This is a genomic window from Alkalicoccus chagannorensis DSM 18086 (assembly GCF_000429725.1).
In the GTDB taxonomy this organism is placed as follows: domain Bacteria; phylum Bacillota; class Bacilli; order Bacillales; family Salisediminibacteriaceae; genus Alkalicoccus; species Alkalicoccus chagannorensis.
Genome location: NZ_AUCK01000001.1, coordinates 101,608 through 117,623 on the forward strand (window position 1 = coordinate 101,608; position 16,016 = coordinate 117,623).

At 50.4% G+C, this 16,016-nt stretch carries 19 protein-coding genes; all 19 read left to right on the forward strand.

All coding sequences use genetic code 11. The annotated features are described in order from the left end of the window. Positions 1 to 6: 6 nt before the first annotated feature. The 19 genes from G477_RS18290 to G477_RS0100625 all read left to right on the forward strand — a co-directional run bounded on the left by G477_RS18290 (position 7) and on the right by G477_RS0100625 (position 16,015). Positions 7 to 588 carry a hypothetical protein gene (locus G477_RS18290; protein WP_156897244.1) on the forward strand — a complete coding sequence of 194 codons (582 nt, stop codon included), beginning with the start codon at positions 7 to 9 and terminating at the stop codon, positions 586 to 588. A gap of 30 nt (positions 589 to 618) precedes the next feature. Further along, entirely contained in the window at positions 619 to 2,052 is a 1,434-nt protein-coding gene (locus G477_RS0100540) for a flagellar hook-length control protein FliK (RefSeq protein ID WP_026696264.1), read from the forward strand. A gap of 14 nt (positions 2,053 to 2,066) precedes the next feature. Then, on the forward strand, positions 2,067 to 2,570 hold the full coding sequence (flgD, locus tag G477_RS0100545) for a flagellar hook assembly protein FlgD (RefSeq protein ID WP_245575313.1): 504 nt from the start codon (positions 2,067 to 2,069) through the stop codon (positions 2,568 to 2,570). Between the two features lie 12 nt (positions 2,571 to 2,582). Continuing rightward, a complete protein-coding gene (locus G477_RS0100550) occupies positions 2,583 to 2,963 on the forward strand; it encodes a TIGR02530 family flagellar biosynthesis protein (protein WP_026696266.1) in 381 nt (126 codons plus the stop codon). An 80-nt stretch (positions 2,964 to 3,043) separates the two neighbouring features. Next, positions 3,044 to 3,979: a flagellar hook-basal body complex protein gene (locus G477_RS0100555; protein WP_026696267.1), complete on the forward strand. Its 936-nt coding sequence runs from the start codon at positions 3,044 to 3,046 to the stop codon at positions 3,977 to 3,979. 97 nt (positions 3,980 to 4,076) lie between these two features. Then, a complete protein-coding gene (locus tag G477_RS0100560) occupies positions 4,077 to 4,301 on the forward strand; it encodes a flagellar FlbD family protein (protein WP_026696268.1) in 225 nt (74 codons plus the stop codon). 3 nt (positions 4,302 to 4,304) lie between these two features. Further along, positions 4,305 to 4,736, forward strand: coding sequence for a flagellar basal body-associated protein FliL (fliL, locus tag G477_RS0100565; RefSeq protein ID WP_026696269.1), 432 nt, complete (start codon positions 4,305 to 4,307; stop codon positions 4,734 to 4,736). A 34-nt stretch (positions 4,737 to 4,770) separates the two neighbouring features. Beyond that, positions 4,771 to 5,772, forward strand: a complete 1,002-nt coding sequence (gene fliM, locus G477_RS0100570) for a flagellar motor switch protein FliM (protein WP_026696270.1) — start codon at positions 4,771 to 4,773, stop codon at positions 5,770 to 5,772. Further along, complete coding sequence (gene fliY / locus G477_RS0100575; RefSeq protein ID WP_026696271.1) at positions 5,759 to 6,967, forward strand: flagellar motor switch phosphatase FliY; 1,209 nt, start codon at positions 5,759 to 5,761, stop codon at positions 6,965 to 6,967. The genes fliM and fliY overlap by 14 nt, the downstream gene beginning before the upstream one ends. A gap of 19 nt (positions 6,968 to 6,986) precedes the next feature. After that, a complete protein-coding gene (locus tag G477_RS0100580) occupies positions 6,987 to 7,349 on the forward strand; it encodes a response regulator (protein ID WP_026696272.1) in 363 nt (120 codons plus the stop codon). 28 nt (positions 7,350 to 7,377) lie between these two features. Then, complete coding sequence (locus tag G477_RS0100585) at positions 7,378 to 8,031, forward strand: flagellar biosynthetic protein FliO (protein ID WP_026696273.1); 654 nt, start codon at positions 7,378 to 7,380, stop codon at positions 8,029 to 8,031. Beyond that, the gene (gene fliP / locus G477_RS0100590; protein WP_245575351.1) at positions 8,031 to 8,708 is read left to right on the forward strand and encodes a flagellar type III secretion system pore protein FliP; all 678 of its coding nucleotides are present in this window, start codon (positions 8,031 to 8,033) and stop codon (positions 8,706 to 8,708) included. Before G477_RS0100585 ends, fliP begins: the two co-directional genes overlap by 1 nt. Before the next feature lie 13 nt (positions 8,709 to 8,721). After that, positions 8,722 to 8,991 (forward strand): flagellar biosynthesis protein FliQ, encoded by a 270-nt coding sequence (fliQ, locus tag G477_RS0100595; protein WP_026696275.1) that lies wholly within the window; start codon positions 8,722 to 8,724, stop codon positions 8,989 to 8,991. A gap of 5 nt (positions 8,992 to 8,996) precedes the next feature. After that, positions 8,997 to 9,776 carry a flagellar biosynthetic protein FliR gene (fliR, locus tag G477_RS0100600; RefSeq protein WP_026696276.1) on the forward strand — a complete coding sequence of 260 codons (780 nt, stop codon included), beginning with the start codon at positions 8,997 to 8,999 and terminating at the stop codon, positions 9,774 to 9,776. Then, positions 9,776 to 10,855 carry a flagellar biosynthesis protein FlhB gene (flhB, locus tag G477_RS0100605; RefSeq protein WP_026696277.1) on the forward strand — a complete coding sequence of 360 codons (1,080 nt, stop codon included), beginning with the start codon at positions 9,776 to 9,778 and terminating at the stop codon, positions 10,853 to 10,855. Before fliR ends, flhB begins: the two co-directional genes overlap by 1 nt. 84 nt (positions 10,856 to 10,939) lie before the next feature. Then, on the forward strand, positions 10,940 to 12,994 hold the full coding sequence (flhA, locus tag G477_RS0100610; RefSeq protein ID WP_026696278.1) for a flagellar biosynthesis protein FlhA: 2,055 nt from the start codon (positions 10,940 to 10,942) through the stop codon (positions 12,992 to 12,994). After that, the gene (flhF, locus tag G477_RS0100615; RefSeq protein ID WP_026696279.1) at positions 12,991 to 14,103 is read left to right on the forward strand and encodes a flagellar biosynthesis GTPase FlhF; all 1,113 of its coding nucleotides are present in this window, start codon (positions 12,991 to 12,993) and stop codon (positions 14,101 to 14,103) included. The genes flhA and flhF overlap by 4 nt, the downstream gene beginning before the upstream one ends. After that, entirely contained in the window at positions 14,100 to 14,969 is an 870-nt protein-coding gene (locus G477_RS0100620; protein ID WP_026696280.1) for a MinD/ParA family protein, read from the forward strand. Before flhF ends, G477_RS0100620 begins: the two co-directional genes overlap by 4 nt. Continuing rightward, positions 14,966 to 16,015: a protein-glutamate methylesterase/protein-glutamine glutaminase gene (locus tag G477_RS0100625; RefSeq protein WP_026696281.1), complete on the forward strand. Its 1,050-nt coding sequence runs from the start codon at positions 14,966 to 14,968 to the stop codon at positions 16,013 to 16,015. Before G477_RS0100620 ends, G477_RS0100625 begins: the two co-directional genes overlap by 4 nt. Position 16,016: the final 1 nt, after the last annotated feature.

Genomic DNA, 16,016 nt, shown 5'->3' on the forward strand with positions numbered 1-16,016 from the left:
GAGGAAATGGCTAAGCAGCAGAACAATAGTAAAAAAAATACGGAAAAAAAGCAGAGCAGAGTGCTCGTGTTCTTGATGGTTGTGATCGTTCCTGTTCTGTTTGCGCTCGTTCTTGCTGTCGTTATGCTCTATTATCTCGGATTCAACGTAGGCGATACAGCGCGGGACATGCTGCAGTCGCTGCCATTTGTAGAATCCGACGAAGATGAAGAGATTCCGGAAGAGGAATACGTGGCCAGGCTGGAGCACGAAAACGAATCGTTCGAACAACGGATAGCTGAGCTGGAAACGGCTCTTGCCGACACGGAAGAAGAACTGGAAGAGGCACAGGAAGAGCTGTTTGCGCTCCAGAATGACGAACTCGATGAGGAAGAAGATGCTGAACAAGCGACTGCTGACTTTGATGACGTCGTCAGAACCCTGCAGGAAATGACTGCGTCCAGTGCCGCGGAGATCATTGAGGAGCTTCCCGAAGCGCAGGCGGTGCTCTACTTGAGAGCGATGAACGTGAACGCACGGGCGGAGATTATCTCGAGGATTGAGCCGGACCTTGCCGCATCCATACTGAACCAAATATCCGATGATTAAGAAATACAATACTGAAAGGAGGTGAAAAAGATGAATGTATTTCATGCATTGAACACTCAAATAAACGATAGCAGTCACCACGTAAAAAAGGACGGCATGCCGGAACCTGAGGGAGCAAAATTTGAAGGGCTTCTGGCCGGTATACTTGGAGGACATCAAGAACTGGACAGGGAAGCTGCTGATGAAGAGCAGAATATGAAGAAACTGCTTGAAAAACTGAACGATGAAACAGATGGAATTTTTATAAAACTGATAAGTGAGCTGGAGAAACTTCTAGAGGAACATCACGATTTAGTATCAGAAAATATGTTTCTTCAGCCAGAAGAGGAAGAATATATACTCTCTTTGTTAGAAACGTTGGATTCAGACCTCCAGCAAAAAGTGAAGGTGATGTTTGAGCAGGATCGCTCCTTGTACAGCCTGACGGAAGAAGCATCGGAAGAGCAAAGTTCCGTTGCTGCGGCTGCATCTATACTTCAACTGATGGCGTCTACGGAAAACGGCGTAGAAGACGTCCTTAAAGAGGCATACGACTCTGTTCTTCCAGAACTAAAAGAATTAATGAGTAGCGGGGAATTAGAAAGTCTTTCTTTAATCATGGACCTTCCTCAGCCTCAAGATCTAGAGGAGAAGCAGGAATCGGAAGTGATGCTTCAGTTTATCGGTGCAGTCCATGGGGGAGTGCCTAAAAATGAAAGTGGAATTTTTCAGGCTGTAAAGGAATTAAACCCATCCTTTGCACAAGGAGGGCAGCTTCCAGGAGGAGCGTCTTCTGAAAACCAGCTGCATAGTACACTTCGTCAAATGATTCGCTCAGCAGTGAGTTCTGATGAGAGACTACAACAGCTTCAGTCAGCACTGAAGTCTTCCGAAGGGAGATCGTCCGGAAAAGGCTGGATGATGCCTACGTTAGGAGCAGAGCAGACCGCAAGAGAAATGCCGGTACAGCAGCCACAGCTGTCTCTGCACATGCAGCAGTCTCTTCAGTCGATGGGCACAGGCGGCCAGCAGCCGGAAGCGGCGAGACCAGCGCAGGAGCAGTTTATCCGTCAGTTTGAGCAGATGCTTTCCAGATCCTCGCTTCAACAACTTTCAAATGGAACACAGCAGCTCAGTGTGCGCCTGACCCCGGAGAATCTCGGCAGGCTGGATATTACCCTGCAGCAGGTCAATGGCGTGATGACGGCGAGGCTGATGGCGACGACACAGATGACAAGGGAGCTCCTTGAAAGTCAGCTTCATCAGTTGAAGCAGGCATTCCAGGGACAGAATCTGCAGGTGGAGCGAATTGAGATTACACAGCAGCAGACCCAGCTCTGGAAAGATCAGCAGGAAGAAAACCGTCGTCAGCAGGAGCAGCAGAATCAAGCAGAACCTGAGGCGGATCAAGAGTTGGAGGAAGAACTGGATTTCACCGACTTCCTGGATGAACTCCTTGAAGAATCTTTCTCTGAAGAAGTATAGAAAGGAGCAGTTATATGCCGATGGGAATGGATGGCCTGGCAGCAGGTGCTACCACAGCACAAGGACCGGGTAGACAGTCAGCACTGAATACAGAGCAGCCGACGTACTATGAAGATTACGTAGAACAGCAGAAAAATCAGGAACCGGTGCAGGATATGGACAGGGATGCTTTTCTGAAGATCCTGCTGACCCAGCTGCAGAATCAGGACCCGATGGATCCGATGGATGACAAGGAATTTGTCGCGCAGATGGCGCAGTTTTCTTCACTCGAACAGATGACGCAGCTGAACCAGACGATGACCGACATATTCGAGAAGCAGGAGCAGAACAGCTTCGTCTCCCACAGCGATTTGATCGGGAAACAGGTGGAATACAACGTAGAAGGAGAGGAAGGTTCCGAACAGATCAAAGAAGGGCTGGTTGAATCCGTGTCGTTTCAGAATGGCAAAGCTCACCTTGTGATCGATGGAGAAAAAGTGAATACAGATAAGCTTGTCAGCGTTAGAAATGCAGAATAGAGGAGGAGGATCATGAACAGCGGAAAAATCATGCCGCATCAGCTGCAGCAGCCGCTTCCCAAACCTCCTGTTCACAAGCCTGTAAAAACGGAGTATAAAGCCGACTTCAGCAGCATGCTTCAGGATAAACTGAAGGAGCCGCTGTCACTCAGCCGTCATGCGGAAAAAAGAATGGAAGAACGAGGCATCGCTCTCACGCAGGAAACGTGGGATCGTATGGAGGATAAGGTACAGGAAGCGAAGGAGAAAGGCGTACAGGACTCTGTCGTTCTGCTTGACAATGCAGCTTTGGTTGTGAGCGCCGAGAACAACAAAGTCATCACCGCCATGAACCGGGAAGAAGCAGATGGCCAGCTGTTTACCAACATTGATGGAGCGATTGTACTGACATAAATGCGGCCGGACCGAAAGGAAGCCGCCGGACTGCGGAATGATCGAAGCAGTCCTACTAAAATCAAAGGAGCACGATAATTATGCTACGTTCACTATACTCAGGAATCGGTGGAATGAACAACTTCCAGAACAAACTGGATGTCATCGGGAACAACATCTCCAACGTTAACACGCAGGGGTTTAAAAAAGGGCGAGTCACGTTCAATGACCTCGTAAGTCAACAGATGCAGGGGGCCGGTACACCGCAGGAAGGCGGACGCGGCGGAACGAACCCACAGCAGATCGGACTTGGTGGAAGCATGGCTACCATTGACACCATCGATACCCAAGGGTCGCTGCAGTCGACCGGACGGGATCTGGACATGGCGATTTCCGGTGATGGGTTCTTTGTTGTAGAAGATGGTGATGAAGCTTTATATACACGTGCGGGGAACTTTTATCTTGATTCTGAAGGCAGGCTCGTTAACGGAGATGGGTTGAGTATTCAAGGATTTTTGAATGCCGAAGGAGATGTTGCAACTGAGGCTGCCGACATAGAAGAAGATGATCCGCTTACCAACTTGTATATTCCTGCAGGGGCGACCGTGGATGATCTAAGAACGGGCGCAGGCATTGACGACTTTCCGGGCATTGATATTCCGGCCGATGCGGACGATGATGCAACCCTCGAAAGTTTTAACGTAGCTCCGTCCGGGGAAATTAACGGCGTCTTTTCGAACGGCGAGACGTACGTTCTCGGCGTTGTGGCGATGGCGAACTTTCCCAACCCCGGCGGTCTGAACAAAACCGGAGGGAATACATTTGAAGTCTCCGCCAACTCCGGTGCTCCTCAGATTGGCACCTCGAACACGGGTGGACGAGGGGAACTGGTTGGTTCTGCCCTGGAGATGTCGAACGTAGACCTGTCGGAAGAATTCGCCGAAATGATTGTATCCCAGCGCGGATTCCAGGCGAATACCCGTTCTATCACAACCGCAGACGAAATTCTGCAGGAACTGATTCAGCTGAAGCGATAATGATTTTGAGAACAGCCGGGCCGGCTGAACCGGCCCGGATGCCTGTTCTCCTACATATGCAGCATTAAAGGAGGGGGCCCGTCATTGAACGGGGATCATGATTTCATTAACGAGATTAGATAAGCAGTCATTTACGCTCAACGCCTTGTTTATAGAACAGATACAGTCGTTTCCGGATACGACGATAACGTTGATCAATGGCAAGAAAATCGTTGTCACAGAGTCCGAAGAAGAGCTCGCAGCGAAAATCGCCGGTTTTTATCAGTCGATCGGTCTGGTATCGGCCGCTGCTTCTATTACGAAAGAAGAAGGGAGGGACTGAACCATGTTTCAGAATCGATTGGTTAATATCATGCTGATTATTCTTGCTGCACTGACGCTGATCGGTGTGCTCACGTTTGTATTGTTCACTCAGTTCTTCCAGACGGAAGGTGAAAATGAAGAACCCTCCATTGAAGAAGTGATCGCAAGATCAGTGGAAACAGAAGAGATTACGACAAACCTTCGTTCTAATCAGGTCATCCGCGCTTCTTTCGTAATTGAAGCAGACAGCACAGAGGCGGCCGATGAACTGGAGCAGCGAAATTTTCAAGTGGAAAATATCATCATTCGTCAGCTTGCAGACATGAGCGTGAATGATTTTCAAGGATCTGAAGGGATTCAGACGCTGGAGAACAGTATCGGCAGCGAGCTGAACAACCTGATGCAGGAAGGTTCTGTTTCGCAGGTTTACATGAGAGAAAAAGTAGTCCAGTAACAGCATGATGGAAATGAAAGTGAGGTGAGCTGCAGTGGCAGACGTTCTCTCCCAAAGTGAAATTGACGCGCTTTTATCATCTCTCTCCACAGGCGAAGTGGATGCGGATGATTTAAAGAACGAAGAGACAGAGAAGAAGGTCAAGGCGTATGACTTTAAACGGGCGCTCCGTTTTTCGAAAGACCAGATCCGGTCTATTACCCGCATTCATGAAAATTTCGCCAGACTTTTAACAACACAGCTGTCCGCCCAGCTACGTACATACGTATCGATACAGGTAGCTTCTGTCGATCAGCTCCCGTATGAAGAGTTTATACGCTCGGTCCCGAAGATGACCGTGCTCAATGTATTTGAACCTTCTCCCCTGCCAGGACGGCTCGTCATGGAGTTCAACCCGAACATCGCGTATTCGATGCTCGACCGGATGCTCGGTGGTAAAGGAGAGCCGTACAGCAAAGTGGAAAACCTGACGGAGATTGAAGTGAAGATCATGCAGCAGATGTTCCAGCGTGTCCTGGAAGTGTTCCGGGAAGCGTGGCTCTCCGTAGAGGAAATGGACCCCTTAATGGAGGACATTGAAGTGAATCCGCAGTTTCTGCAGCTCGTATCGCCGAACGAGACGGTGGTTGTCATTTCTTTTTCGACAACCATCGGCGATTCCTCCGGCATGATTAACATCTGCCTTCCGCATGTCGTGATCGAACCAGTGCTGCCGAAACTGTCGGTGCATTTATGGATGCAGGAGAAACAGACGCAGCGGGATTCACTTGAGTACGGGGTGCTGGAACGTCATGTGAAGCGTGCTGAAGTGCCGCTTTCAGTGGAACTCGGCAGATCTGCTATTACGGTGGAAGAACTGATGTTTATGACCAAGGGTGACACGATTGAGCTGAATCAGTCGATCGACGAACCACTGACCGCGCTGGTGGACGCAGAACCGAAATACAAAGTGCAGCCTGGCAGAATGAAGGACCGGATCGCGGTGCAGGTAACGGACTTTGTGGAAGAGGAGGAAGAGTACGATGATGAACGATGATATGCTTTCCCAGGATGAAATTAATGAACTGCTCGCCGGGATGGACAATGATGACGATGATGATCAGAGCGTCGATCCTTCCGATGGAGAAGAAGGAATCAATCAGGAAGATTACTTAACGTCGATCGAGGAAGACGCGTTGGGCGAAATCGGCAATATCTCGTTCGGCAGTTCGGCAACAGCACTCTCTACGCTGCTGAATCAGAAGGTGGATATCACCACTCCGGAAGTTGAGGTAGTGAAAAAAAACCTGCTCGATCAGGCGTTTCCGAAACCTCACGTTGCGGTGTCTGTGGAATACACCGCCGGCTTTGAAGGCGTCAATCTGCTCGTGATCAAGACGAGTGATGCAGCGATTATAGCAGACCTCATGATGGGCGGCGACGGAACCAATGCCAACGAAGATCTGGGGGAGATGGAGCTAAGCGCCGTGCAGGAAGCAATGAACCAGATGATGGGATCGGCCTCGACCTCCATGTCGACTATTTTTAATGAAAAAGTCGACATCACGCCTCCGCAGATTGAAATGATGGATTTAAAGGAAGATCCGGAGGGCGTCGAGATTCCTGGAAGTGAAGTACTCGTGCAGATTTCTTTTGATCTGAAAATCGGGGACTTGATTGACTCCAAAATCATGCAGATGCTCACCGTTGATTTTGCTAAAAGCATGGTGGATAAATTGATGAACCCGACCGACAGCAGCCCCGCTCCGGAGCAAAAAGAAGCCCCTGCGGAAGCACCTTCCCAGCCGGAACGACAGGAGCCGGTTCAGGAGCAGAGAGCCGAGTCAACGGAGAGCCAGCAGCCAACGGAAGCACCGCCGGCCGCGCCAGCGGGGCCGCAGCACATGGGAGGCGGAAGACACGGCCAGGATGTGAACGTACAGCCGGCGGCGTTTTCCAGCTTTGATGCTCCACAGCTGAATGAACAGGAAGCAAGAAACTTGAATATGCTGATGGAAATTCCGCTGGAGGTAACAGTCGAGCTTGGACGCACAAAGCGTTCGATTAAAGAAATACTGGAGTTTACAAAAGGGTCTGTGATTGAGCTGGATAAACTCGCCGGTGAACCTGTCGATGTTCTCGTCAATCAACAGCTTGTCGCAAAAGGGGAAGTAGTGGTGATCGATGAGAACTTCGGGGTGCGCGTCACGGATATCGTCAGCAGAGAAGAACGACTGAAAAATTTGAGATAAGCAGGATGGAGGAACCAGCATGGCTAAATCAGTATTAATTGTCGACGATGCCGCGTTTATGCGGATGATGATCAAAGATATTTTGGAAAAGAACGATTTCCGGGTCGTCGGAGAAGCCGCAGATGGAGCAGAGGCAGTCACACAGTACAAAGAACATTCGCCCGATCTGGTGACGATGGACATTACTATGCCGGAGATGGACGGCATTACGGCTTTGAAAGAAATCAAGAAACACGATCCTTCCGCAAATGTGATTATGTGTTCAGCTATGGGCCAGCAGGCCATGGTGATCGATGCCATTCAGGCTGGAGCGAAAGATTTCATCGTCAAACCATTTCAGGCAGACCGTGTAATGGAAGCAATCGACAAGACGTTAGGGTAAGTATGCAGGAGGTGGATTCAGCGTGAGAATGCTGATCACGCTGCTCCTGGTTTTCCTTATGGGGACAACAGCAGCAGCAGCGCAGGATGATAATTTCGGAGACCCGGGCCGCAGTGTGACAGACGGTTTTGACAATCTTGAATCAGATGAGGATGCAGACGATACAGAGACGAGGACAGACGAGGACAGGGAAGAGGACAGGGAGGCAGAAATGCCTGTAGGTGGCGGGCAGAATCTGTTCTGGATGACAGGGCAGCTGATTCTCGGACTCGCTGTTGTTCTATTTCTGATCTATGCGGTGCTGAAAGTGGTCAACAAACGGGCCCGCAGTTTTTCCAGCCATCGGACGCTGCAGTCGGTTGGTGGCGTAGGCATCGCCCAGAACCGTTCTGTTCAAATGGTGAGAGTCGGAGACCGGCTTCTCGTTCTCGGTGTTGGGGAGACCGTCTCCCTACTGAAAGAAATCGAGGATCCTGAAGAGATAGAACAGATGATCCGACAGGAAGAGAGCGGTCCTGACATGACAAAGACAAAGGAAGTCATTCAGCAGCTGCTCAGCAGAAAAAAACAGAAAGACAATCCATACAACAGCCGTTTCGGCGATGTGTTGTCACAGGAAATGGACGGCGTGAAGCATTCTCAGGAAAAGCTTCACTCTGAATTGGAAGGTGACCGCCGATGATGCCGGCATTTCTGGAAATACCAGCACTCGATATATTCAGCGACGACGGCGAAAATCTGAGTTCGACGATACAACTGCTGCTCGTCATGACGGTTCTGTCGCTTGCCCCGGGTATTCTTATCCTGATGACGTGTTTTACGAGAATTATCATCGTACTCGGGTTTGTGCGTTCCGGTCTGGCGACGCAGCAAATGCCGCCGAACCAGGTCCTGATCGGCCTCGCGCTCTTCATGACGTTTTTCATCATGGCTCCGGTCTTCGCGGAGGTCAATGAGGAAGCGCTCCAGCCGCTGTTTGATGGAGATATGAGCCAGGAAGAAGCGTTTGAGGCAGCCGCAGATCCCATGAAAGAATTCATGGCGGAGCACACGAGAGAGAATGATCTGGCCCTTTTCATGGGTTATGCAGGCGAAGAACGTCCAGAATCGCTCGATGACGTTCCGTTGACGGCACTCGTCCCGGCTTTTGCAATCAGTGAGCTGAAGACAGCCTTTCAGATTGGCTTTATGATTTTTGTTCCTTTTCTCGTTATTGATATGGTGATTGCCAGCGTGCTGATGTCGATGGGGATGATGATGCTTCCACCGGTCATGATTTCCCTGCCGTTTAAAGTTCTGCTGTTTGTGATGGTGGATGGTTGGCATCTCGTCGTAAGATCGTTATTATTCAGCTTCTAAGGGGAGTGGCAGCATGACACAGGATATGGTTCTCCGCTGGGCGGAGCAGGGTGTTTTTGTGACACTGATGATTGCAGGTCCGCTGCTGATCGCAGCGCTTGTCATCGGATTGAGTGTCAGCATCTTTCAGGCAACAACACAGATTCAGGAGCAGACGCTCGCATTTATTCCAAAAATCGCAGGAGTGCTGATCGGTCTGATTATCTTCGGACCGTGGATGCTGACGCAGCTGCTAACATTTGCAGAGTCGATCTATAGTAACCTCCACCATTTTATCGGGTAGATGACATGGAATTTTTAGAGTGGTTCCCTGCTTTTCTTTTAATTCTTGTGCGCATGTCCGCCTTTATGCTGACACTCCCCTTTTTCAACTACCAGACCATCCCCGGTCAGGTTAAAATCGGTATCGCTGTTTTTATGAGCTGGATTATCTTTTTCACGGATGACTGGCCTGCGCTCAGCATCAACTATGAATATTTCCTGCTCATTCTAAAGGAAGCACTGACAGGCCTTACGATAGGTCTCACCGCTGCTGTGATGCTCTTTGCGATCCAGGTTGCCGGCGGTGTGATGGATTTAAAACTCGGATTTTTGATTGCCAACGTCATGGATCCGCAGACAGGCACACAGAGTCCACTGCTCGGGAGTTACCTTTATACTTTTTCTCTCCTGCTTATCCTTGCCATTGATGCGCATCACCTCATGATCGACGGCGCTTTTTTCAGCTACCAGTACGTTCCGATGGAGCAGCTGTACCTGCCGTTCGGTGATGAGAGCGTGGTAGAACATTTCATTACCGCAGTCAATACGATGTTTATCATCGCTTTTCAGATGGCGATGCCGGTCGTCGGCTCGATTTTTTTAGTGGATGTGGCACTCGGAATGATTGCTAGAACCGTCCCGCAGGTGAACGTGTTTGTGGTGGGCCTTCCGCTGAAAATTTTCCTCGGTCTGATCATGATGATGCTGACCATGGCTCCGTTTTTCATCCTGGTCGAACACTTGACGGAAGTCACGATTGAAATGATGCGGACGCTGATGCAGCTTTACGGAGGAGTGGACGTGTAATGTATCTGCAGCTGGATATTCAATTCTTTGCGCAGGAAAAAACGGAAAAAGCGACGCCGAAAAAGCGGAAAGATTCAAGGAATAAAGGGCAGGTTGCGAAAAGCACCGACGTCAACACCGCCTTCATTCTGATGTTTGTCTTTCTTTTGTTCTGGCTGGCGGGCCGCTTCATCGTTGAACAGCTGTTTACGATCGCTGAATTCACTTTCACTGATTATTTAATGACGGAATTGACGACAGAAAGCGTCCAGCATCTGCTGGTGACCTACCTGTTTCAGGCGGCTGTGGCTGTTTCCCCAGTGATGGCAGCCGCAGCGCTTGCAGGTATTGCGAGCAACATGCTTCAAGTAGGCGTCCTCTTCGCTCCGGAAGCAGTCAAGCCGAAGCTGGAGAAAATCAATCCGATAAAAGGCTTTAAGCGTATCTTTTCCGTCAGAGCGCTGGTGGAATTCCTAAAATCCATGGGGAAAATTTCTCTCGTTGGTCTGGTGACAGGCGCTGTGCTGTGGTTCTTCATCGATGATCTGCTGCGGCTCGGTCTTTACAGCGTCGGTGAGGGAGCCGTGCTCATTGGAGATCTCATCGTGATTATGGGACTTGCCGTCGGTTTTCTTCTGATCTTTCTGGCGATTCTTGACTACTTGTATCAGAAATACGATTTCGAAAAGAATATCAAGATGTCGAAACAGGATCTAAAAGACGAACATAAAAAAGCCGAAGGAGATCCGCTGATCAAATCCAAGATCAAAGAGAAGCAGCGGCAGATGGCGATGAGCAGAATGATGCAGGAAGTACCGAAAGCAGATGTGGTGATTACGAATCCGACTCATTATGCCATCGCGCTGAAATACGATGATAACAAGATGGATGCTCCGGTCATCACGGCGAAAGGCGTGGATTACATTGCCTTGAAAATCAAAAATTCCGCGAAACATAACAGCGTGATGACCGTCGAGAACCGCCCTCTCGCCCGGGCGTTGTATGCCCAGGCAGATATCGGAGACCAAGTGCCTGAAGATTTATTCAAAGGGGTGGCGGAAGTCCTCGCCTACGTCTACCGCATGCAGAAAAAGATTTAACTTCCGGCATGGAAGGCTGCCGCCTGCAGCTGAGCAGCCTTCTGCACCGGAAGATGAACTTCAGTATGAGAAGGAGCAGTTTATATGCCTCTGAAAGACTTCAGCATCCTGCTGGCTGTCATCATGATTGTCGTCATGTTGATCATCCCGCTGCCTACTGCTGTCATTGATTTTCTAATAATTGTAAACATCTCCGCAGCGCTGCTTATTATTCTCGTCTCGATGAATACACAGGAGCCGCTCCAGTTTTCCATTTTTCCTACGCTGCTTCTGCTCGTTACGTTATTCAGGCTCGGCCTGAACGTCTCGACAACGAGAGCGATTCTCGGAAACCACGGCGATGCCGGTAATGTCATTGAGACGTTCGGCCAGTTTGTGGTCGGAGGCAACGCGCTGGTTGGTTTTGTTGTCTTCGTCATCCTCGTCGTGATTCAGTTTATCGTGATCACAAAAGGGGCCGAGCGTGTATCGGAAGTAGGTGCACGTTTCACCCTGGATGCCATGCCCGGTAAGCAGATGAGTATCGATGCTGATTTGAATGCAGGCATGATCTCGGACCAGGAAGCAAAGGACCGCCGCGAGAAAATCGAACGCGAAGCAGACTTTTACGGGTCGATGGACGGGGCGAGTAAATTTGTGAAGGGGGATGCAATCGCCGGGATTGTCATTGTCATTATTAATATCATCTTCGGTCTCGTCATCGGTATGCTTCAGGAAGGGCTGCCGCTGAATGAGGCTGCGGAAAAATATACGCTGCTGACAGTCGGGGACGGTCTTGTCAGTCAGATTCCTGCTCTGCTGATAGCGACGGCCACCGGGATTGTCGTAACAAGGGCTGCTTCGGAAGGAAACCTCGGACATGATGTTACCGAGCAGCTCTTCGCCTACCCGAACATGCTGTATGTAGCTGGAGGTACCATTGCCCTTCTCGGCTTCTTCACGCCGATTGACCCTGTCGTAACAACAACCGTTGCAGCTGCTCTCGGAGCGGGCGGGTTTTATTTGTCCAGAGCCCAGCAGCGGGAAGAACAGTGGGACGTACAGGAATCCAGGGAGGATAAGAAGGAAGAGGAGAGCGGCGAAGACATGAAATCGCCGGAGAGCGTAGTCAATCTGCTGCAGGTGGATCCGATCGAATTCGAGTTCGGGTATGGCTTAATCCCGCTGGCAGATGCCAATCAGGGAGGCGATCTTCTCGACCGAGTCGTAATGATTCGACGGCAGCTTGCTCTGGAAATGGGCATGATCGTCCCTGTCATTCGTATCCGCGACAACATTCAGCTGCAGCCGAATGAGTATTCGATCAAAATTAAAGGAAGCGAAGTAGCCAGAGGAGAACTGCTGCTGGACCACTACATGGCGATGAGTCCAGGAGTGGAAGATGAGAACATTACCGGTATCGAAACGGTTGAGCCTGCTTTTGGACTGCCGGCACAATGGATTGCAGAAGATATGAAAGAGCAGGCAGAGCTGTCCGGGTATACGGTCGTCGATCCGCCCTCCGTCGTATCGACCCACCTGACAGAGATCGTCAAACGCCATGCCCACGAGCTCCTGGGACGTCAGGAAACGAAACAGCTGATCGACCATATTTCGGAATCGCACCCGACGCTTGTGGAAGATGTGACGCCGAGTCCTCTCCAGACAGGTGATATTCAGAAAGTGCTGAGTAAACTGCTGCAGGAAAAGGTGTCGATCCGCAATCTGCCTGTCGTTTTTGAAGCTTTAGCTGACTACAGTCAGATGACGAAAGACACCGACCTGCTGACGGAGTACGTCCGCCAGGCGCTTTCCCGCCAAATTACGGATCAGTACGCAGGCGACGGGTCCGCTCTCTATGTCGTCACGGTGAGCGGAGGGGTCGAAAAGGCGGTTTCTGATGCAGTACAGCAGACGGAACACGGGCCATTTCTCAACATTAATCCGGATACCGCCCAGCAGATAGTCGAGGCGGTACATGCAGAAGTGGAACGGATGCAGGAGGCAGGTCACATGCCGATGCTGCTCTGCTCTCCATCTGTCCGGATGTACATCCGTCATTTGATTGAACGGTACATGCCGCAGGTTCCGGTTATTTCCTATAATGAGCTTGAGCCGACGGTAGAAGTTCAGAGTGTTGGGGTGGTGAATATTGGATGAAAGTAAAAAAATATACTGGTAAAGACATGAACGAAGCGATGGTCAAAGTCCGTGGTGAACTTGGCAGCGATGCGGTCATTCTTAATTCTAAAAAAGTGGAAAGCGGAGGCTTTCTCGGTATGTTCACGAAGAAAAATATCGAGGTCATTGCCGCTGTCGACCCTGCCGCAGATCAGCCGGCCTCCGCGCCGAAACCTGCTGCAAGGACCCGTCAGCCTGCTTCCGAATCGGACGCGTGGAAAAAGGAAATTGCTGAACTGAAAAAAATGATTGCGGACCGGCAGCCGCAGACAGAGATCCAGACAGCGGCAGCGGCTCCCTTTCCGGAACAGCTGGAAAGCCTGAACAGCATGCTGCAGGAAGAAGATACTGCGCCGCACATCCGGCTGCAGCTCATGAACAGCCTGCTCCGCCGATGGTATCAGCAGGAGGAGCAGGCCACGGACACCGAGCTGCAGCAGTGGCTCGAAGAAGAAATCCGTTCGCGGCTGCCGGAAGCGAATGGTCCCGCCGGAAGAAAGTATTTAAATGTCTTCGGGCCGACAGGTGTAGGGAAAACGACTACACTGGCAAAAATCGCTGCCCAGGCTTCCGTGAAAGAAGGGAAAAGCGTCGGCTTCATCTCTACCGACACGTTCCGGATCGCTGCGATTGAACAATTGAAAACGTATGCGGACATTCTGCAGATTCCTCTTGAAGTTGCCTACTCCATGGAAGATTTTCAAGAAGCGAAACAACGGTTGAATCACTGTGATTTAATTCTTATCGATTCTGCAGGACGCAACTTCCGCAATCCGCTTTATATCAACCAGCTTCGGGAATTAATTGATTTTGACCAGGAAATGGAAAATCATCTCGTCCTTGCTGCTACTTCGAAGTATAAAGACATGAAGCATATTATCAGCCAGTTCGAACTGATCCGCATCGACCGTTTGATTTTCACCAAACTGGATGAAACGAACAGTGCGGGGGGAGCGTTGAATGCGGTGCTGGACCACGGTATTCCTGTCAGCTACTACACAACGGGGCAGAATGTCCCGGATGATATCCGTCCAGGTGACAGGGAAACGATGATCCGTGCTCTCCTGCAGAAGGAGGCATGGACATGAGTGACCAGGCAGAAGCGCTCCGCAGTAAACTGCTGAACCGCTCCAGCATGCAGCGGAACACGAAAGTAATTTCTGTCGTGAGCGGCAAGGGCGGGGTCGGTAAATCGAATGTCACGATTAGTGCAGCCTGCGAACTGCAGCAGAACGGCAGTAAAGTGCTGATCATCGATCTGGATATTGGGATGGCGAATATAGATATCCTGCTTGGGGAATCGGCTGATCAATCGATTGTAGATATGCTGCAGCATCAGCTGTCCATCTGGTCGATCATGGAAGAAGGTCCTGCAGGCATTTCCTATATTGCCGGAGGCCGGGGGCTGAATGAGCTATTTGAAATGGATGAGAACAAAGCGAATTATTTCGTCGATCAGATCGCTTCGCTCCAGGGCGCATTCGATTTCGTATTTTTAGACATGGGAGCTGGTGTCACGCAGGATAGTTTTCATTTTCTGCTTTCCGCCCAGGAAGTGCTGCTCGTAACAACACCGGAGCCGACATCCATTACCGATGCCTACGCTATGATCAAATTTCTGACCGTGAAGGAAGCCGATCTGCCGGTTTCCGTCATCGTTAACAGAACGAATAATCAAAAAGAAGGGTACCGGACCTTCGACAACCTGCAGCAGGTAACGAAAAAATTCCTGCATCAGGAACTGTACTACTACGGATCTATTCCAAATGACGATGCCGTCTGGAAGGCGGTCCGCGCGCAGACACCGTTTGTACTCTATGCGCCACATTCACCTCCGGCGGAAGCACTCCGGGAGTGTATTCGTTCAATGACGGGCGGAGAAGCTGATCAAACACGGTCGTTCCCCTCGTTTGTCCGCAGATTGAAAGGATTCCTGCGGGGGGCCCGCTCATGAGAGACACTATCAGCGTTCTCGTCGTCGATGATTCTGCTTTTATGCGAAAAATGGTCACAGAAATGCTTCGGTCCGACGATGCTGTTGACGTCGTCGACCAGGCCCGCAACGGAGCTGAGGCAGTAAAGAAAGCAGAAATACACAAGCCTGATGTCATCACGATGGATGTTGAAATGCCGGTCATGTCCGGCCTGGAAGCGCTGCGGCTCATCATGGAGCACCATCCATCCAAAGTCATCATGCTTTCGAGTGTGACAAAACAAGGTGCTGAAGCCGCTATTAAGGCTATGGAGTACGGAGCGTTTGATTTCATCTCCAAACCATCCGGTTCGATTTCACTTGATATTAACAAGGTCGAAAAACAGCTGCTGGCCCTGGTACATGAAGCCGCTGCAATACCGGTCGTAAAAATGACCCCTTCCATTGGCAAAAAGGAAGAAAAACTTCCGCTCAGCAGGGAGACAAAAGAATCACAAACTGGTACGATAGTAGCTGTAGGGACCTCGACAGGTGGACCTAAAGCCCTTCAGAAGCTGCTGACAAAACTGCCTTCATCATTCCCTTATCCTATACTAATCGTCCAGCACATGCCGAAAGGATTTACAAAGTCATTGAGTGAAAGACTCGATCAGCTTTCTGCGATCCATGTGAAAGAGGCCGAAGACGGGGAAATTGCACGGGCGGGCACCGCGTATATCGCCCCCGGAGGCCGTCATCTCACCGTCCGAAAGACAGGGACGTCCGCAGCACTCCGTCTGACAGAGGATCCGCCTGTGCGAGGACATCGTCCTTCCGTAGACGTGATGTTCAACAGCCTGGCAGAGCAAGGATGTAAGCGTGTGATTGCGATGGTGATGACGGGCATGGGCAGTGATGGTACAGAGGGCATTAAAACGCTGAAACATCAAGGGAATACAATTGTAATTACAGAGACGGAAAAAACATCAGTAGTGTATGGCATGCCGAAAGCAGCCTGGCAGACAGGCCTGGCAGACAGCCGCGCTGATCTGGAGGACCTGGCCCGGGTACTGCTGGATTACTGCTGAT

Coding starts and splice junctions, on each gene's coding strand:
- G477_RS18290 (WP_156897244.1), top strand. CDS start 7: ATGGCTAAGCAGCAGAACAATAGTAAAAAAAATACGGAAAAAAAGCAG.
- G477_RS0100540 (WP_026696264.1), top strand. CDS start 619: ATGAATGTATTTCATGCATTGAACACTCAAATAAACGATAGCAGTCAC.
- flgD (WP_245575313.1), top strand. CDS start 2,067: ATGCCGATGGGAATGGATGGCCTGGCAGCAGGTGCTACCACAGCACAA.
- G477_RS0100550 (WP_026696266.1), top strand. CDS start 2,583: ATGAACAGCGGAAAAATCATGCCGCATCAGCTGCAGCAGCCGCTTCCC.
- G477_RS0100555 (WP_026696267.1), top strand. CDS start 3,044: ATGCTACGTTCACTATACTCAGGAATCGGTGGAATGAACAACTTCCAG.
- G477_RS0100560 (WP_026696268.1), top strand. CDS start 4,077: ATGATTTCATTAACGAGATTAGATAAGCAGTCATTTACGCTCAACGCC.
- fliL (WP_026696269.1), top strand. CDS start 4,305: ATGTTTCAGAATCGATTGGTTAATATCATGCTGATTATTCTTGCTGCA.
- fliY (WP_026696271.1), top strand. CDS start 5,759: ATGATGAACGATGATATGCTTTCCCAGGATGAAATTAATGAACTGCTC.
- G477_RS0100580 (WP_026696272.1), top strand. CDS start 6,987: ATGGCTAAATCAGTATTAATTGTCGACGATGCCGCGTTTATGCGGATG.
- G477_RS0100585 (WP_026696273.1), top strand. CDS start 7,378: ATGCTGATCACGCTGCTCCTGGTTTTCCTTATGGGGACAACAGCAGCA.
- fliP (WP_245575351.1), top strand. CDS start 8,031: ATGCCGGCATTTCTGGAAATACCAGCACTCGATATATTCAGCGACGAC.
- fliQ (WP_026696275.1), top strand. CDS start 8,722: ATGACACAGGATATGGTTCTCCGCTGGGCGGAGCAGGGTGTTTTTGTG.
- fliR (WP_026696276.1), top strand. CDS start 8,997: ATGGAATTTTTAGAGTGGTTCCCTGCTTTTCTTTTAATTCTTGTGCGC.
- flhB (WP_026696277.1), top strand. CDS start 9,776: ATGTATCTGCAGCTGGATATTCAATTCTTTGCGCAGGAAAAAACGGAA.
- flhA (WP_026696278.1), top strand. CDS start 10,940: ATGCCTCTGAAAGACTTCAGCATCCTGCTGGCTGTCATCATGATTGTC.
- flhF (WP_026696279.1), top strand. CDS start 12,991: ATGAAAGTAAAAAAATATACTGGTAAAGACATGAACGAAGCGATGGTC.
- G477_RS0100620 (WP_026696280.1), top strand. CDS start 14,100: ATGAGTGACCAGGCAGAAGCGCTCCGCAGTAAACTGCTGAACCGCTCC.
- G477_RS0100625 (WP_026696281.1), top strand. CDS start 14,966: ATGAGAGACACTATCAGCGTTCTCGTCGTCGATGATTCTGCTTTTATG.